26 protein-coding genes and 2 tRNA genes are annotated in these 26,998 nt (G+C 66.3%); 15 read left to right on the top strand and 13 right to left on the bottom strand.

Annotated elements, in window-relative coordinates; all coding sequences use genetic code 11:
• Position 1: 1 nt before the first annotated feature.
• The 4 genes from ACFPTO_RS07140 to ACFPTO_RS07125 form a co-directional block, all read right to left on the bottom strand.
• Positions 2-991 (bottom strand): beta-ketoacyl-ACP synthase III, encoded by a 990-nt coding sequence (locus ACFPTO_RS07140; RefSeq protein WP_377710408.1) that lies wholly within the window; start codon positions 989-991, stop codon positions 2-4.
• Positions 991-2,094, bottom strand: a complete 1,104-nt coding sequence (plsX, locus tag ACFPTO_RS07135) for a phosphate acyltransferase PlsX (RefSeq protein WP_377710406.1) — start codon at positions 2,092-2,094, stop codon at positions 991-993. Before plsX ends, ACFPTO_RS07140 begins: the two co-directional genes overlap by 1 nt.
• A gap of 142 nt (positions 2,095-2,236) precedes the next feature.
• Entirely contained in the window at positions 2,237-2,416 is a 180-nt protein-coding gene (rpmF, locus tag ACFPTO_RS07130) for a 50S ribosomal protein L32 (protein ID WP_018441573.1), read from the bottom strand.
• Positions 2,417-2,537: 121 nt separating this feature from the next.
• Positions 2,538-3,185 carry a DUF177 domain-containing protein gene (locus ACFPTO_RS07125; protein ID WP_377710405.1) on the bottom strand — a complete coding sequence of 216 codons (648 nt, stop codon included), beginning with the start codon at positions 3,183-3,185 and terminating at the stop codon, positions 2,538-2,540.
• Between the two features lie 394 nt (positions 3,186-3,579).
• Between ACFPTO_RS07125 and ACFPTO_RS07120 the strand changes: the two genes are divergently transcribed.
• The gene (locus ACFPTO_RS07120; protein ID WP_377710404.1) at positions 3,580-4,215 is read left to right on the top strand and encodes a Maf-like protein; all 636 of its coding nucleotides are present in this window, start codon (positions 3,580-3,582) and stop codon (positions 4,213-4,215) included.
• Positions 4,212-4,931 carry an SAM-dependent methyltransferase gene (locus tag ACFPTO_RS07115; RefSeq protein WP_377710402.1) on the top strand — a complete coding sequence of 240 codons (720 nt, stop codon included), beginning with the start codon at positions 4,212-4,214 and terminating at the stop codon, positions 4,929-4,931. The genes ACFPTO_RS07120 and ACFPTO_RS07115 overlap by 4 nt, the downstream gene beginning before the upstream one ends.
• 108 nt (positions 4,932-5,039) lie before the next feature.
• Here ACFPTO_RS07115 and ACFPTO_RS07110 read toward each other — a convergent pair whose 3' ends face one another.
• The 4 genes from ACFPTO_RS07110 to ACFPTO_RS07095 form a co-directional block, all read right to left on the bottom strand.
• Positions 5,040-6,044 (bottom strand): S49 family peptidase, encoded by a 1,005-nt coding sequence (locus ACFPTO_RS07110; RefSeq protein WP_377710401.1) that lies wholly within the window; start codon positions 6,042-6,044, stop codon positions 5,040-5,042.
• Between the two features lie 15 nt (positions 6,045-6,059).
• Positions 6,060-6,452: a Rieske (2Fe-2S) protein gene (locus ACFPTO_RS07105; protein ID WP_377710399.1), complete on the bottom strand. Its 393-nt coding sequence runs from the start codon at positions 6,450-6,452 to the stop codon at positions 6,060-6,062.
• Complete coding sequence (locus tag ACFPTO_RS07100; RefSeq protein ID WP_377710397.1) at positions 6,449-7,108, bottom strand: HAD-IA family hydrolase; 660 nt, start codon at positions 7,106-7,108, stop codon at positions 6,449-6,451. Before ACFPTO_RS07100 ends, ACFPTO_RS07105 begins: the two co-directional genes overlap by 4 nt.
• Before the next feature lie 76 nt (positions 7,109-7,184).
• A complete protein-coding gene (locus ACFPTO_RS07095) occupies positions 7,185-8,237 on the bottom strand; it encodes an RluA family pseudouridine synthase (RefSeq protein ID WP_377710395.1) in 1,053 nt (350 codons plus the stop codon).
• 827 nt (positions 8,238-9,064) lie between these two features.
• Here ACFPTO_RS07095 and ACFPTO_RS07090 point away from each other — a divergent pair.
• The 6 genes from ACFPTO_RS07090 to ACFPTO_RS07065 all read left to right on the top strand — a co-directional run bounded on the left by ACFPTO_RS07090 (position 9,065) and on the right by ACFPTO_RS07065 (position 16,410).
• Entirely contained in the window at positions 9,065-12,226 is a 3,162-nt protein-coding gene (locus tag ACFPTO_RS07090; protein WP_377710393.1) for an Rne/Rng family ribonuclease, read from the top strand.
• 171 nt (positions 12,227-12,397) lie between these two features.
• Positions 12,398-13,510: a GTP 3',8-cyclase MoaA gene (moaA, locus tag ACFPTO_RS07085; protein WP_377710391.1), complete on the top strand. Its 1,113-nt coding sequence runs from the start codon at positions 12,398-12,400 to the stop codon at positions 13,508-13,510.
• A 7-nt stretch (positions 13,511-13,517) separates the two neighbouring features.
• Complete coding sequence (mobA, locus tag ACFPTO_RS07080) at positions 13,518-14,162, top strand: molybdenum cofactor guanylyltransferase MobA (protein ID WP_377710389.1); 645 nt, start codon at positions 13,518-13,520, stop codon at positions 14,160-14,162.
• Positions 14,163-14,264: 102 nt separating this feature from the next.
• Positions 14,265-15,560, top strand: a complete 1,296-nt coding sequence (gene moeA, locus ACFPTO_RS07075; protein ID WP_377710388.1) for a molybdopterin molybdotransferase MoeA — start codon at positions 14,265-14,267, stop codon at positions 15,558-15,560.
• Positions 15,561-15,628: 68 nt separating this feature from the next.
• Positions 15,629-15,904, top strand: a complete 276-nt coding sequence (locus ACFPTO_RS07070; protein WP_296655762.1) for a hypothetical protein — start codon at positions 15,629-15,631, stop codon at positions 15,902-15,904.
• Positions 15,904-16,410, top strand: a complete 507-nt coding sequence (locus tag ACFPTO_RS07065) for a GNAT family N-acetyltransferase (RefSeq protein ID WP_377710386.1) — start codon at positions 15,904-15,906, stop codon at positions 16,408-16,410. The genes ACFPTO_RS07070 and ACFPTO_RS07065 overlap by 1 nt, the downstream gene beginning before the upstream one ends.
• Positions 16,411-16,550: 140 nt before the next feature.
• Here ACFPTO_RS07065 and ACFPTO_RS07060 read toward each other — a convergent pair whose 3' ends face one another.
• The 5 genes from ACFPTO_RS07060 to pncB all read right to left on the bottom strand — a co-directional run bounded on the left by ACFPTO_RS07060 (position 16,551) and on the right by pncB (position 22,611).
• Entirely contained in the window at positions 16,551-18,056 is a 1,506-nt protein-coding gene (locus ACFPTO_RS07060; protein WP_377710385.1) for a DNA recombination protein RmuC, read from the bottom strand.
• Positions 18,053-19,042: a 2-hydroxyacid dehydrogenase gene (locus tag ACFPTO_RS07055; protein ID WP_377710384.1), complete on the bottom strand. Its 990-nt coding sequence runs from the start codon at positions 19,040-19,042 to the stop codon at positions 18,053-18,055. The genes ACFPTO_RS07060 and ACFPTO_RS07055 overlap by 4 nt, the downstream gene beginning before the upstream one ends.
• Positions 19,043-19,119: 77 nt before the next feature.
• On the bottom strand, positions 19,120-20,550 hold the full coding sequence (locus tag ACFPTO_RS07050; protein WP_377710383.1) for a sodium:proton antiporter: 1,431 nt from the start codon (positions 20,548-20,550) through the stop codon (positions 19,120-19,122).
• Positions 20,551-20,629: 79 nt separating this feature from the next.
• Positions 20,630-21,292 (bottom strand): LutC/YkgG family protein, encoded by a 663-nt coding sequence (locus ACFPTO_RS07045; RefSeq protein WP_377710382.1) that lies wholly within the window; start codon positions 21,290-21,292, stop codon positions 20,630-20,632.
• A gap of 116 nt (positions 21,293-21,408) precedes the next feature.
• On the bottom strand, positions 21,409-22,611 hold the full coding sequence (gene pncB / locus ACFPTO_RS07040; protein ID WP_377710381.1) for a nicotinate phosphoribosyltransferase: 1,203 nt from the start codon (positions 22,609-22,611) through the stop codon (positions 21,409-21,411).
• Between the two features lie 387 nt (positions 22,612-22,998).
• Between pncB and fdxA the strand changes: the two genes are divergently transcribed.
• The 7 genes from fdxA (at position 22,999) to ACFPTO_RS07005 (ending at position 26,753) form a co-directional block, all read left to right on the top strand.
• Positions 22,999-23,322 carry a ferredoxin FdxA gene (gene fdxA, locus ACFPTO_RS07035; protein WP_293033682.1) on the top strand — a complete coding sequence of 108 codons (324 nt, stop codon included), beginning with the start codon at positions 22,999-23,001 and terminating at the stop codon, positions 23,320-23,322.
• 312 nt (positions 23,323-23,634) lie between these two features.
• Positions 23,635-23,710, top strand: a tRNA-Asn gene (locus ACFPTO_RS07030).
• A 90-nt stretch (positions 23,711-23,800) separates the two neighbouring features.
• Positions 23,801-23,876, top strand: a tRNA-Asn gene (locus ACFPTO_RS07025).
• A gap of 146 nt (positions 23,877-24,022) precedes the next feature.
• A complete protein-coding gene (locus ACFPTO_RS07020) occupies positions 24,023-24,514 on the top strand; it encodes a CreA family protein (RefSeq protein WP_377710379.1) in 492 nt (163 codons plus the stop codon).
• A 39-nt stretch (positions 24,515-24,553) separates the two neighbouring features.
• Positions 24,554-25,456 (top strand): AraC family transcriptional regulator, encoded by a 903-nt coding sequence (locus ACFPTO_RS07015; protein ID WP_377710378.1) that lies wholly within the window; start codon positions 24,554-24,556, stop codon positions 25,454-25,456.
• A gap of 266 nt (positions 25,457-25,722) precedes the next feature.
• Positions 25,723-26,433: an AzlC family ABC transporter permease gene (locus tag ACFPTO_RS07010; protein ID WP_377710563.1), complete on the top strand. Its 711-nt coding sequence runs from the start codon at positions 25,723-25,725 to the stop codon at positions 26,431-26,433.
• Positions 26,430-26,753 carry an AzlD domain-containing protein gene (locus tag ACFPTO_RS07005; protein ID WP_377710377.1) on the top strand — a complete coding sequence of 108 codons (324 nt, stop codon included), beginning with the start codon at positions 26,430-26,432 and terminating at the stop codon, positions 26,751-26,753. The genes ACFPTO_RS07010 and ACFPTO_RS07005 overlap by 4 nt, the downstream gene beginning before the upstream one ends.
• Positions 26,754-26,998 lie beyond the last annotated feature (245 nt).

The following is a 26,998-nucleotide window of genomic DNA, read 5'->3' as shown; positions in this document are numbered from 1 at the left end:
ATCAATAGCGGATGACGGAAGCGCCCCAGGTGAAACCGCCGCCTACGCCTTCGATCAGCACGTTCTGGCCGCGCTTGATGCGGCCGTCGCGCACCGCGACATCGAGTGCGAGCGGGATGGAGGCGGCCGACGTGTTGCCGTGTTCGCCCACCGTGACCACCATGCGTTCGGCGGGGAGGCCGAGCTTGCGGCAGGTGCCCTGCATGATGCGGATGTTCGCCTGGTGCGGAATCATCCAGTCGATCTGTTCGGGTTTGAGTTGTGCCTTGTCCAGCGCCTCGTTCGCGACCTTTTCCAGCACGTTCACAGCGAGCTTGAACACGGCCTGGCCGTCCATGTGCAGGAACGCGTTGCCCGCGATCACGCCGCCATGCACGTTGCCCGGCGTGCAGAGGATGTGCGCGTAGCTGCCGTCGGCGTGAAGCGCGCTCGACAGTACGCCCGGCTCCTGGGATGCCTGCAGCACGACCGCGCCCGCGCCGTCGCCGAACAGCACGCAGGTCGTGCGATCGTTGAAATCGAGAATGCGCGAGAAGGTTTCCGCGCCGACGATCAGCGCCGTGCGGTGCTGGCCGGTGCGAATCAGGCTGTCCGCGATCGAAACGGCATACGCGAAGCCCGCGCATACGGCCTGAACGTCGAACGCCGCGCCGTGATTGCGGATGCCGAGCTTGTTCTGCAGCAGGCAGGCCGTGCTCGGAAACACGAAATCGGGCGTGGAGGTCGCGACGATGATCAGGTCGATCGACTGCGGATCGATATCGGCGGCGGCAATGGCGCGCTGCGATGCGGCAAGCGCGAGATCGCTCGTGGTGACGTCGGGCGCGGCGAAGTGGCGCGCATGGATGCCCGTGCGGGCGACGATCCATTCGTCACTCGTCTCGACGCCCTTCGCAGCGAGACGTTCAGCCAGTTCCTGGTTGGTGACGCGCTCAGGCGGAAGAAAGCTGCCCGTGCCGAGCACGCGGGAATATAAAGTCGATTGAACCATTATGCCTTCGAGGAAGATGCGGTGCCGGGCGGCGTCTCGCCTGCAAGCGGCCCGCCGGACTGCCTGCTGCCGGATTCGCCGGCAGCGCGTTCGAGTGAACCGGCGTTCTCGTCCATAGCACGCGCGAGGCGCTCCAGCACGCCATTTTTGACGGCATCATACCCGCGTTTGATCGCCCACTCAAACGCGTAGGCATCCGCGGAACCGTGACTCTTGATGACGAGCCCCTTGAGGCCGAGCAGCGCCGCACCGTTGTACCGGCGATGGTCGACGCGCTTCTTGAAGCGCATCAGCACGGGCAGCGCGGGCAGCGCCATCAGCTTCGTGAGCCACGAGCGGCCGAACTCTTCCTTGATCATGCCGTTGAGCATCTGCGCGAGCCCCTCGGACGTCTTCAGCGCGACATTTCCAACGAAACCGTCGCAGACGATCACGTCGACGGTGCCCTTGTAAATGTCGTTGCCTTCCACATTGCCGCGGAAATTCAGCGTACTCGCGCGCAGCAGTTCGCCCGCGCGCTTGATGGTGTCGTTGCCCTTGATGACCTCTTCGCCGATATTCAGGAGCCCGATGGTTGGGCGCTCCTTGCCTTCGAGCGCGGCGACGAGCGCGTGGCCCATCTCGGCGAACTGGAGCAGATGATGCGGTTCGCAGTCGACATTGGCGCCGAGGTCGAGCACCGTCGTGTAGCCGGCGGGATTCGGCAATGCGGAAGCGATGGCCGGGCGTTCGATGCCTGGCAGCGTCTTGAGCACGTAGCGCGACACGGCCATCAGCGCGCCGGTGTTGCCAGCCGACACGCACGCCTGGGCCTCGCCTTCTTTCACGCGATTAAGCGCGACGCGCATCGATGAATCTTTCTTCTTGCGCAGCGCGACCTCGACCGGATCGTCCATTTCGACGATCTCGGTGGCAGGGACGATGGTGAACGCGGGATTATCCAGCGCCTTCAGCTTTTTCAGCTGGGCGCGGATAGCCGTTTCGATGCCGACGAGCAGAAGATGCGCGTCGGGATACAAGCGAACGAAATTGACTGCGGCAGGCACGGTCACGGACGGACCGTTGTCGCCTCCCATGCAATCTATCGTGAGCGTAACAGTCATGGAATGCGACGGATTTCAGGCACAAAAAAGCGGCAGTTGAATGCCGCCTTTTTTGCCAAGCCGAAAAATTGTCAAGCGAACAGGATCGCCATGCGCAGCACTTCGTGGTTGGTTGTCCAACCGGCGCCGCACAGTGGAACGATTAGTCGTTCTTGGTCTTGACGACTTTCTTGCCGCGGTAGTAGCCGTTCGGGCTGATGTGGTGGCGCAGGTGCACTTCACCCGTGCTCGGCTCGACAGCCAGCGGAGCGCCCGTGAGGAAATCGTGCGAGCGGTGCATGCCGCGCTTCGACGGCGACTTCTTGTTTTGTTGAACTGCCATGATAACTCCTGAAAATTTTCCGAATTCTAACACAGCCCGATCCGGCCGCCGCCACCCTGGGGATAGCCCGACTCCGGGGCGAGGCCCACGAATCTAGTACTGCACGCCACCTGCAGCTGCTTTAGTGTCCGCTGCCGGGACCGTCCTTCTTGAGCGATTCGAGCGCCGCAAACGGATTGACGCGCTCTTCCGCCTCGATTTCCTGCTCCGGTACGTCGTCCACGGAATCCACGCCGTCCGCGCCATCGGCACCCGAGGCGAGACTTTCATGGATCTCCGGACAAACATCGTGCTTCGGCACGAGCGGCAGCGTGAGCAACAGCTCCTCTTCGATCAAGTCGACGAGATCGAAATGGCGCGAGCCAACGATCACTTCGGCTTCATCGTCGTCGAGCGGAAACTCCTCCGCCTCTTCTTCCGTCTGGACGATACGGAAGACCGGGTCTGCGTTGAACGTCTGCTCGCAGGGAGCAAGGCAACGCTGACACGTGAGCCACGCGCTCCCGTGAAGCGCGAGCCGCAAATACGGCTGCGGCCCCTCGGTGCCGTCGTCCTGCAGCTCCGTTTGCGTGAAGCCCGCCGCCTGCCACGTGAACGCGGTATCGCGATCTGGCGCGTCGACCGCGACTTCGTTTAACATGCGCGGCAGTTGCGAAAGACGCACTGCCCCCGCAGCCTCGCGAGCACTACGCGCAAATTCGAAAATATCGAGATCGCGCGGATTCAGCGAATCGATGGCGCCCGCAGGCTTACCCGTTGGCTCGGTCATGTGCGCTCCTGCTATCCGTGCTCCCGGTGTCGTCACTTGCCCTTAAAAGCAACTGCCGCCCCCGGAAAGCGGCTTCGATGCGTTCAGACGGCCTGCTCACGTCGAACCGGACACTCCCCGGACAACCCGGACAGACCCGCGGATCGGATCCGCCAGCTCCGGCGAAGCATGTTTCAACGTCGCGTTCTTTTGCGATGCTGTACGCCGTACTGGCGGGCATCCGCCAACAACGCACCACCAACGCGAAAACGCGCGCGAAATGAGCGTACCGATGAAAAGCCCAAAATCATATCGCTATTGTCTTTACGAGTCAAACACTTAAGATCACGCATGCAAGTGCCTGTGCAGCCTCGCATTTCCGGCGTCCCGCCCCGTTTTCTCTAACCGATCGACCATGCAGGATTCCTCGCTCCCCAACCCGGCCACGAGCCGGCCCGCCCTGATTCTGGCCTCTACGTCGCGCTATCGCCGCGAGCTGCTGGAACGGCTGCGTATTCCGTTCCAGACCGCCGTGCCCGACGTCGACGAAACGCCGCTCGACGGCGAAACGCCCGAAGCCACCGCCCTGCGCCTCGCCGCCGCCAAGGCGCGCGCCGTGGCCGCCGCCCTGCCCGCGACCACGGGCCGCGCGCTCGTGATCGGCTCCGATCAGGTCGCGACGTTCGACGGCAAGCAGATCGGCAAGCCCGGCACGCACGCGCGCGCGCTCGCGCAGCTGCAGTCGATGCGCGGCCGCGAAGTGCAGTTCCATAGTGCGCTCAGTCTGCTCGACACCGCTACTGGCCAAACGGATACCGTCGACATCGTGACCCGGGTACGCTTTCGCGAACTGCCCGACGCCGCGCTCGACGCCTATCTGCGCGCCGAAGAACCCTATGACTGCGCGGGCAGCGCGAAATCCGAAGGGCTCGGCATCGCCCTCCTCGAAGCGATCGAGTCGGACGACCCCACCGCGCTCATCGGCTTGCCGCTGATCGCGCTCACGCGCATGCTGCTCGCTGCGGGCTACCCGCTGCTGGAGGCGCAATGACCGGCACGCTCTACCTGATTCCGAACACGCTCGGTGACGGCGACGAAGCCGCGCTTGCAGCGGTCCTGCCCGCGCCGGTGCGCGAGCGCGCGGGCACGCTCGCGAGCTATATCGGCGAAAACGCGAAGACGACGCGCGCGTTTCTGAAGCGCGTCGGCACGACGCGGCCGATCCAGGAAATCGAGATCCGCGAACTGAACGTCAACACGCCGCCCGGCGAAATCGACAAGCTGCTCGCACCGCTGCGCGCCGGGATCGATACCGGACTGGTTTCGGAAGCGGGTGTGCCCGCCGTGGCCGACCCGGGCGCCCTGCTCGTGCGGCGCGCGCACGAACGCGGCATCAAGGTCGTGCCGCTCGTCGGGCCGAGTTCGATCCTGCTCGCGTTGATGGCCTCGGGCCTGAACGGACAGAGCTTTGCGTTCCACGGTTATCTGCCCGTCGACGCGAACGAGCGCGCGAAGAAGCTGCGCGAGCTGGAACAGCACTCGCGCAAGGCGAAGCAGACGCAGATCTTCATCGAAACGCCGTACCGCAATCGCACGATGCTCGACGCGCTGCTCGCGGGCTGTGCTCCGTCGACGCTCGTCTGCGTCGCCGCCGACCTCACGCTGCCGACGGAGACCATCGTGAGCCGCACGGTGTCCGACTGGAAGAAACTGCCCGCGCCCGATCTGCACAAGCGGCCGGCCATCTTCCTGCTGCTTGCCGTCTGAGTGGCCCACTGAGATCGGGCCCTGAAACGACAACGACCGCTCGCGCGGCGCGTGAGCGGTCGTTCGTGGGGTAACGCTGAAATTCAGCGCGAGGGTCGGCGCGAGGGGTCAGCGCACGACCATGTTCCCGCCCGCAATCAGCGCATGCACCGCCGCGGTACCCACGGCCGCGCCGAAGCGCTTGGCGAGTCGGTCGGTCAGGCTCTGCTTGACGGTGTAGTCGACGATATCGGGCGCCTTGATGACTTCGCGCGCGACGTAGTCGGTGTCGCCGAAGCCATCCGCCAGACCCAGCTCGACGCTCTTCTCGCCGGTCCAGAAGAGCCCCGAGAAGATGTCCGGCGAGTCGTGCAGACGATTGCCGCGGCCGGCCTTCACGGCGTCGATGAACTGCTGGTGGATCTGGTCGAGCATGACCTGTGCGTGCGCGTCCATCTTCGGCGTATCCGGCGAGAACGGATCGTAAAAGCCCTTATTCTCGCCCGACGTGCGCAGGCGGCGCTGAACGCCGAGCTTGTCCATCAACCCGGTGAAGCCGAAGCCGTCCATCAGCACGCCGATCGAGCCGACGATGCTGGCCTTGTTCACGTAGATCCGGTCGGCGGCGGCGGCGACGTAATAGCCGCCCGAAGCACACATGTCGCCCACCACGACGTAGAGCGGGATGGACGGGTGCTTCGCGCGCAGTCGCAGGATCTGCTCGTTGATGATGCCCGCCTGGACGGGGCTTCCGCCCGGGCTGTCGATGCGCAGAATGACGCCGGCCGTGCCGTCGTCGTCGAATGCATCGTTGAGCGCGCTGCCGATATTTTCTGCGTTCGCGTTCGTATCTGACGAGATTTCGCCGTCAAGCGACACGAGCGCCGTATGGCGCGCGCCGGTCTCGACGCGCGTGCCGGACAGACTCAGCACGCCCCAGGCGATCGCCAGCAGCACGCCCAGAAACGCGAAGCGGAAAAAGATCTTCCAGCGGCGGGCGGCACGCTGTTCGTCGATGGCGGCCAGCGCGATCCGCTCAAGCACCTCGCGCTCCCAGCCTGGTGCGGGCGCATTGCGGTCCGCCGAAGAGGGACGAACCGGCTCGTTCGGTTCAGGGGTCGGATTATCGGACATGCGTGCGGTGAATTATCAGGGTTGATGCGGGCGCAGATCGTTGTCGGGGAGCCAGAATACCGCTCGGCCGTCAGGCGTATCGCGTTCTTCGACGCGCACCCGTCGCAGACTCCCCCCGCGGCACGGTCCGCCAACGCATTTGCCGGTATCGGGCTGGTAGATTGCGCCGTGCGTCGCGCACATCAAGTATAGACCGGAGGACTCGAAGAACTGGCCCTCGACCCAGTCGAGTTCCATGGGGACGTGGGCGCAGCGGTTCAGATAGCCGAAGACCTCGCCGCCGTAGCGCACGAAGAACACCACGGCATCGCCGCCCGCCCAGGTTGCATTCAGGCGCAGCCCCATGCCGCCTTCGAGCAGTTCCTCTGCCGCGCAGACGCGCACAGGTTCGATTGCCGGTTCGCTCATGCGTACGCCCTCAGCCATGCCGCAAGCGACGCGACGTCCGGCGCGACGTAGCGCGGCGCAAGCGCCTCGAGCGAATTCGCCGGATGCGCGCCATAGCCCACGCCGACAGCGGCCACGCATGCGTTGATGGCCATCTGCAGGTCGTGCGTCGTATCCCCGATCATGACCGTGCGGCCAGTATCCTGCCCCAGTTCGCGCGTCAGTTCGTGGAGCATCGCCGGGTGCGGCTTCGAGAAGGTTTCGTCCGCGCAGCGCGTGCCGTCGAAGACACTCGTCAGGCGCGCCTCGTCGAGCGCGCGGTTCAGGCCGACGCGGCTCTTGCCGGTCGCCACGGCCAGCAGGTAGCCGCGCTCGCGCAGCTCGGCCAGCATCTCGCGCACGCCGACGAAGAGTTCGGTCGTCTGCTCGCGGGTGAGGAAATGGATGCGATAGCGCTCGACGAGCAGCGGATAGTCGGCCGGATCGAGCGTGGGCACGGCGATTTGCAGCGCCTCGCGCAGGCCGAGGCCGATCACGTAGTTCGCGGCCTCGTCGCCGGGAACGGGCAGGCCGAGATCGCGGCAGGCGGCCTGAATGCTACGTGTGATGTGGGCGGTCGAATCCATTAGCGTGCCATCCCAGTCGAACACGATCAGGTCAAATTGCTCTCGGGCCATGCGGTCCTTCTCCAAAAACGGTGGCGATCCAATCGTGCTTCTCGTCGTGCTTCTAGTGCTGCTTCCAGTCGCGCTTCTAGTCCTGTCGTGCAGCGGGCCTGGCCGCGCCTTGCTGGCTTTCCCGGCCTTGTGCGCCGTCGCGCTGCGCGCGCAGTTCGTCGACGAAGCGGCGGCATTCGGGCGGCAGCGGTGCGTCGAACTGGAGCGTCTCGCCCGTGACCGGGTGCGTAATCTTCAACCGGTACGCGTGCAGGAACATGCGTTTGATCCCCGGATTCGCGCCCTGCCGGGCAAGCGCCTTGTTGAGCGCGAAGTCGCCGTACTTGGCGTCGCCGACGATCGGCAGCCCGAGGTGCGCGAGGTGCACGCGGATCTGGTGGGTGCGTCCGGTTTTCAGCTCGGCTTCGAGGAGCGCGTAGGCGGGCCAGCGCTCGACGAGGTTGAAGACCGTATGCGACGGCAGGCCATCGGGCTGCACGCGCACGCGGCGCTCGCCTTCCGGGGTCAGATACTTGTGAAGCGGCTCCTTCACCGCGCGGCGGCGGCCCCAGTCGCTCGCCCAGTCGCCGTGGACGCACGCGTAATAGCGCTTGTCCATCGCATTTTCGCGGATCTGCTCGTGCAGGCCGACCAGCGCCGCGCGCTTCTTGGCCAGCATGAGAATACCGGAGGTCTCGCGGTCGAGCCGGTGCACGAGTTCGAGGAACCGGCCTTGCGGGCGCGCCTCGCGCAACTGCTCGATCACGCCGAACGCCACGCCGCTGCCGCCGTGGACGGCGACGCCCGCGGGCTTGTCAATCACGAGCAGCGTCTCGTCCTCGTAGAGCACCGGGAACTGTCCGGCAGGCACCGGCACCGCATTGGCAACCGCACCAGACTGCGCCGTGCGCACGGGCGGCACGCGTACGACGTCGCCCTCGGCGAGCCGGTACTGCGCGTCGATCCTGCCCTTGTTCACGCGGACTTCGCCGCTGCGCAGAATCCGGTAGATATGGCTTTTCGGCACGCCTTTGCAGATGCGCAGGAGGAAATTGTCGATACGCTGACCGGCCGCGCCCTCGTCGATCTCGACGAGCGAAACCTGGTCGCTTGCGACCTGATTCTGGGATGTTTTGCCTAACCCTTTCATTCTGAATATAATTTGCCCAGCGCCCACGCGACGGTCGACCGAACGGCTACAAGTTCCGTCAGGTTCTCGAACCGCGCTGCCGGCGCAGGCAGCAAGCGATAAACCGATATTTTACTTGCGCCCGGGGCTAGTTGCTCACCCCGCATGATGAGAAGCAACGAGTTGCACGCACGGAAAACCGCAGCGGCAGGGACGGCGCCCACAGGCACGTTCGGTCAGTCGCGGTTTCCGACGGTAACGGAAGGTTGGTATAAAGAATTCATCCGGCGAGTCCCGCCGCGCGGTCGAAGTGACCGGCGAGAGGACGCGCCGGTGGCGAAATACGGCGAGCGCCTGAAGCATCCCGGCAACGTGCGGGACGAGGCGACGTCAAAAGGTGGCGAGACACCCCGAGGGGGAAGACGGGCGTTCCTTGAATGCTTCCCGTTTGCGGCATGGGCCGCGAACCCGAATCTGCCGGCAGCGCGCGCGGTTCGCCGCTGCGGCAGGGCTGCATCGCTTTTTGTGTGTGCGCACGCCTTGCATCGCGCACCCGGCGAGCAGACCGGAAGCTCTGGAACAACGCGCCGTCGCGCTCCCGCGGCACGTCACGCCGCTTGTTGAAGCCGTATTCGCATGTGCCCCGCGGCCCATCCAGGGTGGCGCAGCCGTATGCTGCGCACGACCTGGCCGGGCGCCCTGAAGGCAATTCTCCCCGCCATCGTTCCTGCTCCAGCGTGCTTGTGAAAACACAATAAGGCGCGGCATGCCGCAGCCCGTCCGGTACCGCCAGGTTTCGTTCCTGGCGCCGGCACGGGCCGCGCGCAAAGCCGCTCTGGAGCCGTTCAATGAAACGAATGCTGTTCAACGCGACGCAGCAGGAAGAACTGCGCGTCGCCATCGTCGATGGTCAGAAGCTGATCGACATCGACATCGAAACCGCCGGGCGCGAACAGCGCAAAGGCAATATCTACAAGGGAATCATCACGCGCATCGAGCCGTCGCTCGAAGCGTGTTTCGTGAACTACGGCGAAGACCGCCACGGCTTTCTGCCGTTCAAGGAAGTCGCCCGCCAGTACTTCCGCGAAGGCGTCGACATGCGCTCCGCGCGCATCCAGGACGCCCTCAAGGAAGGTCAGGAACTGATCGTCCAGGTCGAGAAGGAAGAGCGCGGCAACAAGGGCGCGGCGCTCACCACGTTCATCTCGCTCGCGGGCCGCTACCTCGTGCTGATGCCGAACAACCCGCGCGGCGGCGGCGTGTCGCGCCGCATCGAGGGCGACGACCGTCAGGAACTGCGCGAAACCATGGCGCAGCTGCAATTGCCCGACGGCATGAGCATCATCGCCCGCACGGCCGGCATCGGCCGTTCGGCTGAAGAGCTCCAGTGGGACCTGAATTACCTGATGCAGCTGTGGCGCGCGATCGAAGCCGCGTCGCAGGCCGGCCAGAGCGGCCAGCCGATGCTGATTTACCTCGAATCGAGCCTCGTGATCCGCGCGATCCGCGACTATTTCCAGCCCGATATCGGCGAAATCCTCATCGACACCACCGAGATCCATGACCAGGCCCGCGCCTTCATGGATATCGTGATGCCGGACAACGTCAACAAGGTGAAGCGCTACCACGACGACGTCCCGCTCTTCTCGCGTTTCCAGATCGAGCACCAGATCGAGACGGCGTACTCGCGCACGGTGCCGCTGCCCTCGGGCGGCGCAATCGTGATCGACCACACCGAGGCGCTCGTCGCCATCGACGTGAACTCAGCGCGCGCCACCAAGGGCGCCGATATCGAGGAAACCGCCGCACGCACCAACCTCGAAGCAGCCGACGAAGTCGCGCGCCAGTTGCGTCTGCGCGACCTGGGCGGCCTGATCGTGATCGACTTCATCGACATGGAGTCGACCAAGAGCCAGCGCGAAGTCGAGCAGCGCCTGAAGGACGCGCTGCGTCACGACCGTGCGCGCGTGCAGATGGGCAAGATCTCGCGCTTCGGCCTGATGGAGCTGTCGCGCCAGCGTCTGCGCCCCGCCCTCTCGGAAGGCAGCCACGTCACCTGCCCGCGCTGTAACGGCACGGGCCATATCCGCGATACGGAATCGTCGGCGCTTCAGGTCCTGCGCATCATCCAGGAAGAGGCGATGAAGGAAAACACCGCGGCGATCCACTGCCAGGTGCCGGTCGAAGTGACCGCCTTCCTGCTCAACGAGAAGCGCTCGGAGATCAACAAGATCGAGTCGCGCTTCAAGGTTGCCGTCGTTCTGATCCCGAACAAGCATCTCGAAACGCCGCACTACAAGCTCGAGCGCCTGCGTCACGACGATGCGCGCCTCGACGACCCGCGCGCGTCCTGGAAGATGGCCGAGGAAGCGGCTCGCGAACTCGAATCGGAAACCGGCTACAGCAAGCGCACTGCCGAGACCAAGCCGAAGCAGGAAGCCGCGGTCAAGGGCATTACACCGGAGCGTCCGGCCCCGACTTCGGCAGCGAAGGCCGCCGAGGCCGCACCGGCGGCGGCCCAGGCTGCCACGGCGGCAGCGGGCGGCGGTTTCTTCGGCTGGCTCAAGCGCCTCTTCGGCGGCGCGCCGGCTGCGGCCCCCGCACCGGTCGCCACCGAGCAGCAGGACAAGGCCGCCCGTCCGGCCCGCGGTGAGCGCACCGAGCGTGGCGAAAAAACGGGTGACCGTAACCGCAACCGCCGCCCCGGCGGCCGCGATGGAGCAGGCCGCGGCGAAGGCGCAGGCGGTGCACGCACCGGCCAGCCGTCGTCGCGCCGCGAAGAACGTGAACCGCGTGAACCGCGCGAGGCTCGTGAAGGCCGTGAGCCGCGTGAGGCGCGCGAGCCCCGTGAAGGCCGCGAGGCACGTGAAGCACGCGAGCCGCGCGAAGGACGTGACGGTCGCCAGGGCCGCGAAGGCCGTGAGGCACGCGAACCGCGCGAGCAGCGTATCGAACGCGTAGAACGCGGTCAGGACCGTGGCGAGACGGCGGAAGCCGGCGCGCCGCGCGGCGAGCGCCGTGAACGCGGTGAGCGTGGTGAACGCGGCGAGCGCCGCCGTCCGCAGCAGGCGGAGGCAGCCGAAGCCCAGGAAGCGCGTCTCGACGCAGCCGCCAGCGAAGTCTCTGGCGCCGAGCAGACCGAAGGCCTCGCACCCGGAGCCACCGACGAGGATGCAGGCGCATCGCGCGACGGCGAGGAACGCCGCCGCCGCCGCCGCGGCCGTCGTGGCGGCCGTCGCGAGCGTGAAGAAGGCACCGCAGGCCTGACGGCCGAAGGCGCGCAGGAAGGCGGTGCGGACGTCGAGGAATCGGCGCCCGTGCAGCCCGTCGACGTCGCTCCGGTTGCAGCGCCGGTTGTAGCTCCCGTTGCAGCGCCGGTCGTCGCGCAGCCTGAAGTCGAGGCCGAAGCGCCGTCGTCGAACGTGACCGTGCACGAAGTCGTCGCCGAAACGGTCGTCGTGACGCCGTTGCCGGAAGCCGCGCACGTCGTCGAGGCGAAGCTCGAAGCACATGAAGCGCACGAAGAGCACGCTGCCGCGCCGGTCGAAAAGGTCGAACAGGCTGCTCCGGCAGCAGCCGAGGTCGCCGCTCCGGTCGCAGAAGCTGCAGCGACTGTAGAAGCCCCCGCCGCCGAACCGGCCGCGCGCGAGCAGCACGTGGAAGCCCCGGTCGCTCAGCAATCGGCCGCCACGGCAGAACCGGCGCCGCAGCCGGTCGAGCCCGAAGCACGCGCTGAAGCTCCCGCAGCGCCCGCCGCTGCCGCAGAGCCCGTGACGCAAGCCGTCACGCGTCCTGCTGCCGCCAGCGCGCTGTCGTCCGAGGCGCTGGAGCCGATGCTGGCCTCCGCCGGTCTCGTCTGGGTCAACACCAACACCGAAAAGCTGCGCGACGCCCAGGCGGCGGCCGCTCAGGTGGTGAAGCCCGCACGCGTGCCGCGCGAGCGCAAGGCGCTGCCGCCGGCCGATACGACGCCGATGCAGCAGGTCGAAACGCATCACGAGGCGCAGTAAGGTCCGTGCAGACCGGAGACGCCGGGCATCGCGCCCGCCGTCTCCGCGTCGATACGCGTAAGCAAGCCCGCCCGCCACGGCGGGCTTTTTTTTGATATATCAGCGTTCTCCCTTGTCGGTGGCCGGGCAGAGGTTCGGCTAGAATCTTTACAACATCTGAACGAAACCATCATGCCCCGACGCATCATTCCCGTTGCCGATGCTCGCTCGCTGCCCCCGCTGACGGCTGGCGACAGTCTGCGCACGCCGTCTGGCGAGGTGCTCGACACGCTCGCGCGACCGTTGAAGGATCTGCGCATCTCGGTCACGGACCGCTGCAATTTCCGTTGCGTCTACTGCATGCCGCGCGCGGTTTTCGACAAGAACTATCAATTCCTGCCGCACGCCGCGCTTCTCACGCTCGAAGAAATCGAACGACTCGCGCGGCTTTTCGTCGCGCAAGGCGTCACGAAGATCCGCCTGACCGGCGGCGAGCCGCTGCTGCGCAAGAACATCGAATTCCTGATTGAACGTCTTGCTGCATTGCGCACGCCCACAGGCGAGCCGCTCGATCTCACGCTCACCACCAACGGCTCGATCCTCGCGCGCAAGGCGCGTGCTTTGCGCGACGCCGGGCTCACGCGCGTCACGGTGAGCCTCGACGCGCTCGACGACGCCCTCTTTCGCCGCATGAACGACGCTGACTTCGCCGTCGCGGACGTGCTCGACGGCATCGAGGCGGCTCAGGCCGTCGGGCTCGCGCCGCTGAAGCTCAACATGGTGGTCAAGCGCGGCACCAATGACGGCGAAATCGTGCCGATGGCGCGACACTTCCGCGGTTCGGGCGTCACGCTGCGCTTCATCGAATACATGGACGTGGGCACGTCGAACGGCTGGAACATGGCCGAAGTGATGCCGTCCGCCGAGGTCGTCGCGCGCATCGCCGAACACTTCCCGCTCGTGCCGCTCGAGGCGCACAGCGCAGCCGAAACCGCGCAGCGCTGGGGCTATGCCGACGATGCGGGCGAGATCGGCGTGATTTCGAGCGTGACGCGCGCGTTCTGCGGCAACTGCACGCGCGCCCGTCTGTCGACCGAGGGCAAGGTGTATCTGTGCCTGTTCGCTTCGATGGGCTACGACCTGCGCGCGCTCGTGCGCAACGGCACGAGCGACGAGACGATCTCGGCCGCCATCGCACAGATCTGGTCAGGCCGCGCCGATCGCTACTCGCAGTTGCGCGGCAGCGACGCCGCACCGGCCGTCTCCGACGATCACCGCATCGAAATGTCCTACATCGGTGGCTGACGCATCGATGGTTTCCGCTCTGCCTACCGCCGACATCACGGGTCTCGTGCTCGCGGGCGGGCGCGGCCAACGCATGGGCGGCGCCGACAAGGGCCTGCAGCTGCTGCATGGCCAGCCGCTCGCGGCGCACGTGCTCGCTCGGCTCGCGCCACAGGCGGGCGCGCTCGCCATCAGCGCAAACCGGCATCGGGACGTGTACGCGGCGCTCGGCGCGCCGTGGCACGCCGCCGTCCTCGCCGATACGTTGCCCGATTTTCCCGGCCCGCTCGCGGGTCTCCTGGCTGGGCTTCAGGCAGCGAAAACGCCATGGCTGCTCACCGCCCCGTGCGACTCGCCCTGGCTGCCCGCCGATCTCGCTGCGCGCCTGGCCGCGGCCGTGCTCGCGCAAGACGCCGACATCGCCACCGTCGTCACAACGAATGCTACAGGCAACAGCACGGGCGACAGCGCGGGCAACAGCACGCTGCATCCGGTGTTCGCACTCGTGCGCACTTCGCTCGCCGACGACCTCGCCGCCTTTCTGGGCGCGGGCGAACGCAAGGTGCGCGCGTGGTACGCGCGCCACAAGACAGTCGAAGTGAACTTTGCCGACGAGCGTGCGTTTTACAATATCAATTCCTTACAGGAACTCGCCGACTTCGACCGTGCCTGAAGAACGCGACCGGCCCGCTTCCTGTCGCCGTCCATTACTCTCCGGCATGCCCACCAGGACGACCGCCGCACTCATGGTGCGGACGCGACGCTGCTCCCTCCGATGACCACGCATAACACTCTGTCCGGTTGCGTCACCCATTACGATCCCCAAGCCTTGCCCGTCAGCGCCGCCCAGGCCATCGTGCTGCAATGGGTCACGCCGATCACGGCCAGCGAGCGGGTGCCGTTGCCTGACGCGCTTGCGCGCGTGCTCGCCCACGACGTGATCTCGCCGATCGACGTCCCCGCGCACGACAACTCCGCGATGGACGGCTACGCATTCGACGGCGCGGCGCTTGCTGCTGCAACGGGCATGCTGACGTTGGACATTGCGGGCAAGGCCTTCGCCGGGCACCCGTTCACGGGCGAGATGCCGCCAGGCGCCTGCGTGCGCATCATGACCGGCGCGCCCATGCCCGCCGGTTGCGACACGGTCGTGCCGCAGGAAAACACCCGGCGCGAAGGCGACAGCGTCGCGTTCGCGGCGAATGCCGTGTCGCGCAGCGCAAACCGCCGCCGCAAGGGCGAGGATCTGGCGAAGGGCCGCGCCGCGCTGCGCGCGGGCCGCGTGCTGCGTGCCTCCGACATTGGCTTGCTGGCCTCGCTCGGGATCGTCGATGTCGACGTGAAACAGCGCCTGCGCGTGGCGTACTTCTCGACCGGCGACGAACTGCGCACGCCAGGCAGCCCGCTCGATGCGGGTTGCATCTACGACAGCAACCGCTACACGCTCGGCGCGATGCTCAAGCGTCTCGACGTCGAAGCAATCGACCTCGGCATGGTGCGCGACGAGCCGGCCGCGCTGGCGGCCACGCTCAAAGCGGCGGCACAGAGCGCCGACGTCGTGCTGACCTCGGGCGGCGTCTCGGTCGGCGATGCCGATTTCACGCGCACGCAGTTGCAGACGCTCGGCGACGTCGAATTCTGGGGCCTGGCGATGCGCCCAGGCCGTCCGCTCGCCTTCGGGCGCATCTGGTCGGGCGGCCAGCCAGGCGCGGGGCGCCCGGCGCTCCTCTTCGGCTTGCCGGGCAACCCGGTTGCGACGATGGTCACCTTCTACCAGATCGTCCGTCCGGCGCTCCTCGCCATGGCCGGTGCGGCACCGCAGCCCGTGCCGCTGATTCCGGCCCGCTGCGAGATACCGATCAAGAAACGTCCGGGGCGCACCGAATTCCAGCGCGGCGTCGCCGTGCGCGACAGCGAGGGCCACTGGCGCGTCGCGCCGACCGGCTCCCAGAGTTCCGGCGCATTGAGCACCATGAGCGAGGCAAATTGCTTTATCGTGCTCGCCCATGAAGCCGCCAGTCTCGATGCCGGCGACACGGTCGACATCATGCTCTTCGACGGACTCGTCTGAGACGGGCCGCCCCCTTACCAGCCATTGTCAAATTCGACACGTCCATCACGTCATACGGACCGACTCATATGAAAAAACAAATCTCGTTCATCGCTCCGGGGCAAACGGCCAAGGCGCTGATCCTCGTCTATCTGACGTTCAGCGTGCCGATCGTCCTGCTTGGCGTGCTCGTCGCGTTCATCCGTTACGGTTCGGTCGAACTCTCGACGATTTTCAGCGCGCTGCTGCTCAACGCGATTCTCGGCTTCGTGCTGCTGTGGATCGCGTGCCACGCGTACAACTGGGTCGCGTCGCGCTTCGGCGGCATCGAGATCCAGCTGTCCGACGTGCCGGAGGAAGCGTAATGACGACAGCGATTCGCGCGGCCACGCCCGACGACGTCGGCGCGATCCACGCGCTGATGTACGAGCTGGCCGAGTTCGAAAAGCTCACGCATCTGTTCGTCGCGACTCAGGACGGGCTCGCCGATGCGCTCTTCGGCACGCGGCCCGCGGCTGAAGCGCTCGTCGCCGAGGACGCCGGGCGCATCGTCGCCTACGCGCTCTTCTTTCATAACTACTCGACGTTCCTCGGACGCCGCGGGCTTTATCTCGAAGACCTCTACGTCCAGCCGTCGCAGCGCGGCACGGGCCTCGGCACCGCGATGCTGCGCACACTCGCGGCCATCGCCGTCGAACGGAAGTGCGCCCGCTTCGAGTGGACCGTGCTCGACTGGAATCAGCCCGCCATCGGCTTCTACGAAAAAATGGGCGCGACCGTGCTGCCCGACTGGCGCGTCGTCCGCATGACCGGCGAGGCGCTCGAACAACTCGCCGCACCAGTCGAACAGGCCGCCAGCCAGGCGAGTTGACGGCGCGGCGCGACGCAGCACGACTCGCAGAAAAAACGGGCCGCCTGCGCTTCCTCGCAGGCGGCCCGTTTTGCGTTGGCCGTCGAATCTGGAGTCTAAAGTCCTGGGTCTTGAATCGCGCGGCTTGCTCGTCCAAGCGTCTACTCGTCGCCAGCGCCGTTGCGCAGCGCGTCGCCGAGCAGGTTCGTCGCCTCTTCGCCCGGCAATGCCTCCACATCGCGCAGCTTGCGGTTCATCGCACGCGTGCGCACCTCCGCCGCCTCGATCGAGCGCGTCACCGTCTCAAGCTGCGTCTTGGTCTTCGCGAGCACGTCGCCGAACTTGCCGAACTCGGTCTTCACCGCGCCCAGCACCTGCCACACCTCGCTCGAACGACGCTCGATAGCCAGCGTCCGAAAACCCATCTGCAGACTGTTGAGCAGCGCCGTCAACGTGGTCGGCCCCGCCACCGTCACGCGGAAGTCGCGCTGCAACAGATCGGTGAGCCCCGGGCGGCGCAGGATTTCCGCGTAGAGACCCTCGGTCGGCAGGAACAGCAGCGCGAAATCGGTCGTGTGCGGCGGCGCGACGTACTTCTCGGCAATCGTGCGCGCCTCCGCCTTGATGCGCGCCTCCAGCGCACGGCCCGCCTCGTCGATGGCCGCAACGTCGGCGCGCTCCTGCGCGTCGATCAGGCGCTCGTAGTCCTCGCGCGGAAATTTCGCGTCGATGGGCAGCCACACCGGCGCGGCAGCATCGCCCGCACCCGCGTCGCCGCGGCCCGGCAGGCGAATCGCAAACTCGACCCGCTCGCTGCTCTTCGGCACCGTCGCGACATTCTTCGCAAATTGATCGGGCGTGAGCATTTGTTCGAGCAGGGCTTCGAGCTGCACTTCGCCCCACGTGCCGCGCGTCTTCACGTTCGTGAGCACCTTCTTCAGGTCGCCGACGCCGGCCGCGAGCGTCTGCATTTCGCCGAGCCCGCGATGCACCTGTTCGAGCCGGTCGGACACGAGCTTGAACGATTCGCCGAGACGCTGTTCGAGCGTCGCGTGCAGTTTCTCGTCGACGGTGCGGCGCATTTCCTCCAGCTTCGCGGCGTTGTTCGCCTCGATGTCCTTCAAGCGCTGCTCCAGCGTCGCGCGCACTTCGGCGAAACGGCGGTCGTTCGCCTCGGTGAGCTGCGCAAGCTGCTGCGCGAGCACGTTGCCGAAGTGGCGCAGCGCCGCGCCCTGCTCGTCGCGCGCCTGCTGCGCCTGCTGCTGCAGGCTCTGGCGCACGGCTTCGAGCTGCTGCGCATTGGTCTCGGTGAGCTTGACGAGCTGCTGCGCAAAACCGTCGATCTGGTTGTTCTGCACCGTCGCAATGCTCGTGAGATGCGACGCGAGCGCCTGCTGCACCTGCGCGAAGCCGCCGCCGAACTCGCTGCGCGATGCCTGCGCCGTGCGTGCGATCTCGTTGCGCAGTTCGCGCTCGATACGCTCGGCGGCGCGCGCCTGCGTGTCGGTCGATGCGGCGAGCCGGTCGCTCAGGGCGTCGAGCGCGTGGTGGAGCGCGTCGGCTTCCGCTTCATCGCCACGGCGCGCGCGCAGCAATGCGACAAGCGCCACCACCAGCGCGACGGCAACCAGCAGCGTCGCGGCGGACATCAGGAACAACGGGCTCATGAACGGGTTTTCCCCATCACGGCGGAATTAATCGGATTGGGCGGACGGCCCGCGCGCGGACCGGCGCCCAGCGCGGCGATGAGATTGTCGGCGGCGAGGTTCGCCATGGCGCGGCGCGTCGCTTCGCTTGCGCTCGCAATGTGCGGCGTCAGCACGACATTGGGCACGGTCAGCAGCGCCGGATGCACGCTCGGCTCGCCCTCGAAGACATCGAGGCCCGCAGCCGCGATGCGCCGCTCGCGCAGCGCCTCGGCCAGCGCCGCATCGTCGACGATGCCGCCGCGCGCGATGTTGGTGAGCGTCGCAGTGGGCTTCATCAGCGCGAATTCAGCCGCGCCGATCGTGTGGTGATTTTCCGGCGTGTACGGCAAGACGAGCACGACGTGATCGGCTTCGCGCAAAAGCGCTTCTTTCGTGCGGTATTCGGCGTTCAGTTCCGCCTCGATTTCGGGCGCGACACGCGAACGGTTGTGATAGACCACGCGCATGTTGAAGCCCTTCGCGCGCCGCGCAATTGCCTGGCCGATGCGGCCCATGCCGACAATGCCGAGCGTCGAGCCGTACACGTCCGCGCCGAGCATCATGTCGTACGCCCATTTCTGCCACTTGCCCGCGCGCAGGAAGTGCTCCGATTCGGTGATGCGGCGCGCCGTGGCCATCATCAGCGCCCAGCCGAAATCGGCGGTGGTTTCGTTGAGCACGTCGGGCGTATTGGTGCCGAGCACGTTCGCGGCGTTGAACGCGGCCATGTCGAAATTGTTGTAGCCGACGGCCATGTTCGCGACGACGCGCAGCTTCGGCGCGGCGGCGAGTTCCGCGGCGCCGATCGGGTCGCCCGCGGTCAATGCGCCATCCTTGTCGGCGAGACGGCGCGCGAGTTCATCGGCGGGAAGTGCGTCGCCGTTGTTCCAGTCGACGTCGAAATATTGCTTGAGCCGCTCGATCACGTCCGGAAAGATCGGCCGCGCCACAAGGATCTTCTGCATCATTGCTCTCCACTTCAGGTTCGATTGCGCATGCGTTGCCCGCGTTGCGTCATTGTCGGGCACCGCAGGCGGCGCCGCTAGGCGAAAAAGAGCCAGGCCGTCGCCACAAAGACCGGCACGAGGATCGCGCACGACCAGCCAAGATAGCCGAAGAAACCCGGCATGCGCACGCCGCGCGATTCTGCGATCGCCTTCACCATGAAATTCGGCGCGTTGCCAATGTAGGTCATCGCGCCCATCAGCACCGCGCCCGCCGAAATCGCGGCGAGCGTCTTCGCACCGGTCGTCATCAGCGTCGGGGCATCGCCGCCCGCGAGGTTGAAGAACACGAGATACGTCGGCGCGTTATCGAGGAACGACGACAACAGACCGGTCGCCCAGAAATAGGCGACGCTGTCGGTTTGGCCCGGCGTCTGGTTCACGAACTGGATCAGGTGCGCGAATGCGCCCGCCTCCCCCGCGCGCAGGATCAGGATGACCGGCGTGATCGTCGCGAAGATGCCCGCGAAGAGCTTCGCGACTTCGACGATGGGCGCCCAGCTGAAGTCGTTGGCGGCGCGGACCGCGCGCGGCGTGAACGCAAGCGACGCCAGCGCGAGTGCCACGAGCCCCGCGTCGCGCAGCAGATTCTGGAGTTCGACGTGCGCGCCCGCGAAGGCGAACGACGAACCGGGTTTCCAGATGCCGCTCATGAGCACGAGCGCGACGGCGAGCGCGAGCAGCACGAAGTTGATCTTGCCGCCGATGCCGGACAGACTGCTGTTGGGCGCCGTATCGACGACGGCGGCGCGCGCTTCGCCTGCCCGGCTGAAGAGCCACGCATCGAGCGCGTAAAACACCGTGAGCAGCGCGCCGCAGACGAACAGCATCGGCAGCGCGAGATGCTGAGCAGTCCAGAAAAAGCCGACGCCATTCAGGAAGCCGAGAAAGAGCGGCGGATCGCCGAGCGGCGTGAGCAACCCGCCAGCATTCGCGACGAGAAAGATAAAGAACACGACGACGTGAGCGTTGTGGCGCCGGTTGTCGTTGGCGCGCAGGAGCGGCCGGATCAGCAGCATGGCTGCGCCGGTCGTGCCCATGACGCTCGCGAGCAGCGTGCCGAGCGCGAGCATCGCCGTATTCGTGCGCGGCGACCCGCGCAGGTTGCCGTAGACGCAGATGCCACCCGCGATGGTGTACAGCGCGCCGACCAGCGCGATAAACGGCAGATACTCGTCGATGAGCGCATGCAGCAACATCGGCCAGGTGGCGGCGATGCCGTGCAGCGCGGCGAACGGCAGCACGAATGCGAGCGACCAGGCGGCGGTGATCTTGCCGAAATGGTGATGCCAGAATGCGGGCGCCAGCATCGGATAGAGCGCGATCGACAGCAGCAGGCCTGCGAACGGCAAGGCCCAGCTCGCGGAGAGTGTGGTCACTTCGACGCCCTCGGCATACGCGTACTCGGGCATCAAACCCCAGGCCAGCGCGGCGCCTGTTCCGGTCGCCGCGCGACGCATCCCATGCATGACTTGCCCGCAACGGTGCAGCGCCGCATGCCAGCTCCCAGTGTGCGCGCGTCTTTGCCCGCGCGCCGGCATGCTCCCCTTACGCGCCATGCACGACGACGACGTGTACGCGGTACGGCCCGTGCGCGCCGAGGACGATGGTCTGCTCGATGTCGCCGGTGCGCGACGGCCCGGAGACAAAGTTGACCGCACGCGGCAACTCGCCGCGTTCGCTGCGAATCAGCGCGAAGGCGTCTTCCCGACCGGCCACGATGCGCGAGGCTGGCACGACCGCGATGTGCGTCTCGGGCAAGAGCGCGCCCGAGGCCCACGTTTGCGGGCTCGACAGCAACACGAGCGTGCCGGTCTCGGCGGTCGCGCAAAAGCAGCCCGTGAGACCGACGAGATCGCGGTCGCCCGGCTTGCGGAATTCGACGGAAAGTCCTGCGGCAGCCCAGTCGAACGCGTCGAGCGTCTGCCAGGCGACGGCCTGCATCGGCAAGTTGTGCTGAGCGAGATAGCGCTCGACGGCGGCGGGAACCGCGGCGAGGCCTTCGACCTCGTCGACGGTCGACGACATCTTCTGCGCCTCGCGTACGAAGTGCGCGACGAGATCGCCGTCGATCGGCGGACGCGGGCCTTCGGGATGGCGCTCGAGGTAGTCGGTTGCGGCCTCGCGCTCGGCGGCGTCCGGCGTCGCGCTGCGACCCTGGGCCGCGCGAATGCGCGCGAGTATGCTGTGGCGGGCAGCCGTGGTATCCATAGGGAGTCCTCGGTTTGTTGAAGTCGGGCGTGCGCCGATTATACCGGCGCGATGTGCGCGGAAGACGGCTGCTGCGCGCCCATGAACCGCGAGAGCATCACCTCGCGCCCCTTCAACTACGCGTTCGCGCAGTCTTCGTCGGGCAGCCTCTCGATACCGAACACCTGGCGCAGATACGCGAGATATGCGCGGTCGTTGCACATGTTCTTGCCCGGCGAATCCGAAAGCTTGGCGACCGGCTGACCGTTGCAGCGAACCATCTTGATGACGATCTGCAGCGGCTGGTAGCCGAGGTCGTTGGTGAGGTTCGTGCCGACGCCAAACGCAAGCTTGCAACGTCCGCGAAAGCGCTCGTAAAGGCGCAGCACCTTGGGGATGTCGAGCGCGTCCGAAAAAATCATCGTCTTCGTGCGCGGGTCGCAACGGTTGTCCGTGTAGTGCTGGAGCAGGCGCTCGCCCCAGTCGAACGGATCGCCGGAATCGTGGCGCGCGCCGTCGAAGAGCTTGCAGAAATACATGTCGAAATCGCGCAGGAACGCCTTCATGCCGTAGACGTCCGAAAGCGCGATGCCGAGGTCGCCGCGATACTCCTTCGCCCACATCTCGAAGCCGTAGATCTGCGAGTCGCGCAAACGCGGGCCGAGCGCCTGGCAGGCCTGCAGATATTCGTGCGCCATCGTGCCGAGCGGCGTGAGATTGTGCTTCATCGCGTAGTACACGTTGCTCGTGCCCGCGAACTGCTCGCCGAGATCCTGCGTGAGCGTGAGGATCACTTCCTCGTGCCAGCGCTTCGAGAAACGGCGGCGCGTGCCGTAGTCGGCGATCTTGCAGTCCGCGAATTCCGGCTTCGCGCCGAGCAGTTCGATCTTGTGGTGCAGGCGCTCGCGGCCTTCGCCGTACTGCGGAGCCTGCTGCGTGTTGCGAAAGTACACCTCGTTGACGATCGCGAGCACCGGGATCTCGAAGAGGATCGTGTGCAGCCACGGGCCCGTGATTACGATGTCGATCTCGCCGTTTTGCTTCGGCGAGGGCGTGACGGAAATATATTTCTCGCTCAGATGGAAAAGCGCGAGGAAATCGAGGAAATCGCTCTTGATGAAGCGCAGGCGGCGCAGGTACTCGAGTTCGACCTCGGTGAAGCGCAGACGGCAGAGCTTCTGGATTTCGCTCCTGATTTCGTCGACGTAGGGCACGAGGTCGATGTCCGGCGTGCGGCAGCGAAAGCGGTATTCCACGCTCGCCGCCGGGAAGTGATGCAGCACCACCTGCATCATCGTGAATTTGTAGAGATCGGTGTCGAGCAGCGAAGTAATGATCATGGTGAATCGGCCGGACTGCATTCTGAGGACGCGGGCCTGCGACAACCTGCGCAACACCCGGACCGTGGCGCAATGGCGCACGCGCGGGTCCCGGCAGGCGCCGCGCCAGCGGTGCGACAATGTTACCCGATTGCATGCGCGCCTTGCCGGGCCGACTGCACGCGCGCACGAACGCCGCGGCACGGCGGCACGGCGGCACGCCCGCGCGGACAGCAGGGACAATGGGCACACGTGCTCGCGGCTGCAATAAACTAATCACGAAACGATCTGATAACGGGCGCTTGCCTCTGGCTGGGAGAATTCGCGTTCAGTTACAATAGCGTTTTTGGCGCACGCGCCTGGCGCACGCACCATCCCCCCGATACAAAGCATGCAGGAGTTGCCTGAATGACCCACGTTGTGACCGAAAGCTGCATCAAGTGCCGCTATACCGATTGCGTCGATGTGTGCCCGGTGGACTGCTTTCGCGAAGGTCCCAACTTCCTCGCGATTGATCCGGACGAGTGCATCGACTGCGCCGTGTGCGTAGCGGAGTGCCCGGTGAACGCCATCTACGCCGAAGAAGACGTGCCTGGCGACCAGCAGAACTTCATCGACCTGAACGCCGAACTGGCAAAGGGCTGGCCGAGCATCACGAAGACCAAGTCGCCGCTGCCCGAAGCCGACGAATTCAAGGACGTGAAGGACAAGCTCGGGATGCTCCAGCGCTAAGCAGCGCTTCTGCCGTGCCTCGCGCCGCGTCGTAAAAGCGCGGCGCAAAGCGGCGGCTGTGCGCGGCCTCTGCCGAGATTGCTGGCGCGGTTGCTGCTACGGCTGCGGTGAGCACGCTCATCACACCCTCTTCATTGCGGTCTTTGCGGTCTTTGCGGTCTTTGCGGTCTTTGCGGTCTTTGCGGTCTTTGCGGTCTTTGCGGTCTTTGCGGCCGTTGCGTCGTCCGATAAGCGAATTGTCTTAAGGATGGCGCAAGAGGTGTTGACAGATCCCACCGCGCCCCATAGAATTTCGTTCTCTGCTTTTGTTGATCCCCGATAGCTCAGTTGGTAGAGCGCCGGACTGTTAATCCGTAGGTCCCTGGTTCGAGCCCAGGTCGGGGAGCCAAGAATTTGGCACAGGAATTTGCAAAAGATCGCAAAAGCCCGTTGACCATAACGGGCTTTTTTATGTAGTGAAGATTTGCTGTGTTGCTGTTCCCCGATAGCTCAGTTGGTAGAGCGCCGGACTGTTAATCCGTAGGTCCCTGGTTCGAGCCCAGGTCGGGGAGCCAAAAATCGAAGGCGTTGCGCGAAATTCGTGCAACGCCTTTTTTCTTTTTCGCGGCTTCTCACCTCGTGCGCATCCGACGCCACAGCAGCGTCACGAAAGCCCCGCCCCCTGCCCGATAATAGCGTCTGGTCCTCTTCGGGAATCCCCATGAAAGTGTTTCGTCTCGCCTCCCTGCTGTCGCGCGCCGCTGTCGCCGGTGCATGCCTCGGCGCACTCGCCGCCGCACACGCCGAAGAGATCGGCAGCGTGAATACGAATTTCCGGATCACCGGGTCGGATCGCGTGGTCGTCGAAGCCTACGACGATCCGCAGGTGAAGGGCGTCACCTGCTACGTCTCGCGGGCGCGCACGGGCGGCGTGAAGGGCACGCTTGGCATTGCCGAGGATCCCACCGAAGCGTCCATTGCGTGCCGCCAGGTCGGGCCGCTGTCGTTCACGGGCCCGCTCAAGCAGCAAGCCGATGTCTTCAGCGAGCGCATGTCGTTTCTCTTCAAGACGCTGCACGTCGTGCGCGTCGTGGATGCCAAACGCAACGCCCTCGTCTACCTGACCTACAGCGACCGCGTCGTGAGCGGCAGCGCGAAGAACAGCGTGAGCGCCGTGCCGGTGCCGCCTGAAACGGCAATCCCGCTGCGCTAGCCGCCGCGCTACACTTGGGGCTCGCTTCGGACTCCCGTCATGACCGCCCGCCGTTTCCGCGATTCTGCCCGCTACTGGCGCACGCCACTGTTGCCGGGCGCGGACCTGCTCACCGCCGAATATCACGAGCACACATTCGCGCCGCACTGGCACGACGCCTACGCGATCCCCGTGATCGAAGAAGGCGCCGAGTGCTATCGCTATCGGGGCACGCAGTACGTCGCGGAAGCGGGCACGGTGCCGGTCATCAGTCCGGGTGAGCTGCACACGGGCTCGCGCGCCGTCGACGAGGGCTGGCGCTATCGCGTGATGTACGTTCCCGTCGACTATCTGCAAGCTCTCGCCGCCGAAATCGCGGGCCGCGCACAGCCGCTGCCGTGGTTCGGCGCCGATGTGATCCGCGATCCCGATCTGGCCCGCCGCCTCTCGCGCGCCCACCAGCTGCTCGAAGCCGATACCGACCGGCGCCGCGCAGGCTCAGGCTCAGGCTCCGGCTCAGGCTCCAGCATCGGCGCCGATTCCGTACCGGCGGGTGATGCGCTCGCCGTGGAAAGCGCCCTCCTCGATGCGCTTTCGACGCTGCTCGTGCGCCACGGCAGCACGGCCGAAGCACCATTGCGTCCGCAGACGAACGATCCGCGTGTCGAGACGATGAAATCCCTGCTCGCCGCCGACCTCGCCACGCCGCTGCGCGTAGCCGATCTCGCCGAAGCGGTCGGCCTCTCGCCGTTCCATGCGACGCGGCTCTTCACCCAGGCGACCGGCCTGCCGCCGCACGCGTGGCGCACGCAACTGCGTTTGCAGCGCGCGCTCGCGCCGCTGCGCGCGGGCGCCTCGGTCGCCGACGTGGCCGCCGCCAGCGGCTTCACCGACCAGAGCCACTTCACACGTCACTTTCGCCGCGTGTTCGGCGTACCGCCAGGGCGCTGGCAGTCGTCGTAGAGCCTGGGAACCGGCAAAACCCGCCGCAGAACCCACGGCAGAACCCGCCGAACCCACATAACCCACATAACCCGCGCGCATCCGGCCCATCGGTTCCGGCCCCGCGCCGCGCGCTCCCACCCGTCCCCGCCCGCCGCCGGCGCAAGAACGTACAAGCCGCGCGCACGCGCGCCCGCTATGCTGTCGTCCTGCATCAGGAGGACAGTTTGACCACGCATCCCACCCGCTCCCAGGAATTCGTCTCCGGCGCGCGCGACACCATCCCCATGATGGTCGGCGCCGCGCCCTTCGGCGTGATCTTCGGCACGCTCGTCACCTCGGGCCCGCTCGCGCTCTGGCACGGCCAGTTGATGTCGCTCGCCGTCTTCGCCGGTTCCGCGCAGTTCATCGCGCTCGGCCTGATCGCCTCGCACGCGAGCTTCATCGTGATCTGGGCGACCACGCTCGTCGTCAACCTGCGCCACGTGCTCTATAGCGCGACGCTCGCGCCCTACGTCTCGCATCTGCCGCTGCGCTGGCGTCTCGTGCTGGGCGGCCTGCTCACCGACGAAGTCTTCGCCGTCGCCTGGGCGCACTTCCGCCGCCACCCGCCCGGCGACGACGTCTCGCCGTGGCACTTCTTCGGCTCAGGCGTCGCGATGTACGTCAACTGGCAGATCTGGACCGCCGTCGGCCTGCTGTTCGGCGCCGCGTTTCCCGGCCTGCAGTCGCTCGGCCTCGACTTCGCGATGGTCGCCACCTTCATCGCCATCGTCGTGCCGCAGCTCGTCGCCGTGCGCTACATCGCCGCTGCCGTGACCGCCGGTGCGCTCGCGTTCTTCTGGCAAGCCTGGCCGTACAAGCTCGGCCTGCTCGCCGCCGTGCTCGCGGGCGTCGCCGTCGGCGTCGTGCTCTCGCTGCCGCGCCGCTCGCGCGACAGCGCCGGTACGGCACGCCCGGCAGGCGCCGCGCGCAATACCGCAGGAGCCGGCCAATGAACTACGTTGTCCTCATCCTCGGCATGGCTGTCATCACCTGGGTCGTGCGCACCGCCGTCTTCGTGCTGGGCGAGCGGCTCGTGTTCCCGCCGCTCGTGCGCACCGCGCTCGGCTTCGTGCCCGTGACCGTGCTGACCGCGATCATCGTGCCGATGGCCGTTTCTCCGCATGGCCAGGGCGCCGAACTCACGTGGCGCAATCCGCAACTGGTCGGCGCGCTCGCGGCGATCGTGGTCAGCGCGCTCACGCGCCGGCCGCTCGTCACGATCGCCGTCGGCCTTGCGGTGTTCTTCCTCTGGCAAGGCGTCGTCCTGCGCTGATTGATCTGGCAAACCCGCAGGCAAACCCGCAGGCAAACCCGCGGGCAAAAACGCCAGCAAACCGCGAGCAAAAACGCAGGCGGGATCGCCGCGCCAGGCGCGGCCCGCGCGTCCCCGCTCAAGTTTCCTTTCGTTTCGCCGTTAATCCCGTCAAAGCCTGCTTTGGCGCCATTGACCACGTACTCGCGGCCGGTGGTTCCTGCTCGCGGTGCATCTTGCGCCGGCACGATGCAATACGGCACGGA

The sequence above is a fragment of the Paraburkholderia denitrificans genome (assembly GCF_042655705.1).
GTDB classification, from domain to species: domain Bacteria; phylum Pseudomonadota; class Gammaproteobacteria; order Burkholderiales; family Burkholderiaceae; genus Paraburkholderia; species Paraburkholderia denitrificans.
This window is presented reverse-complemented; position numbering and strand designations above follow the sequence as displayed.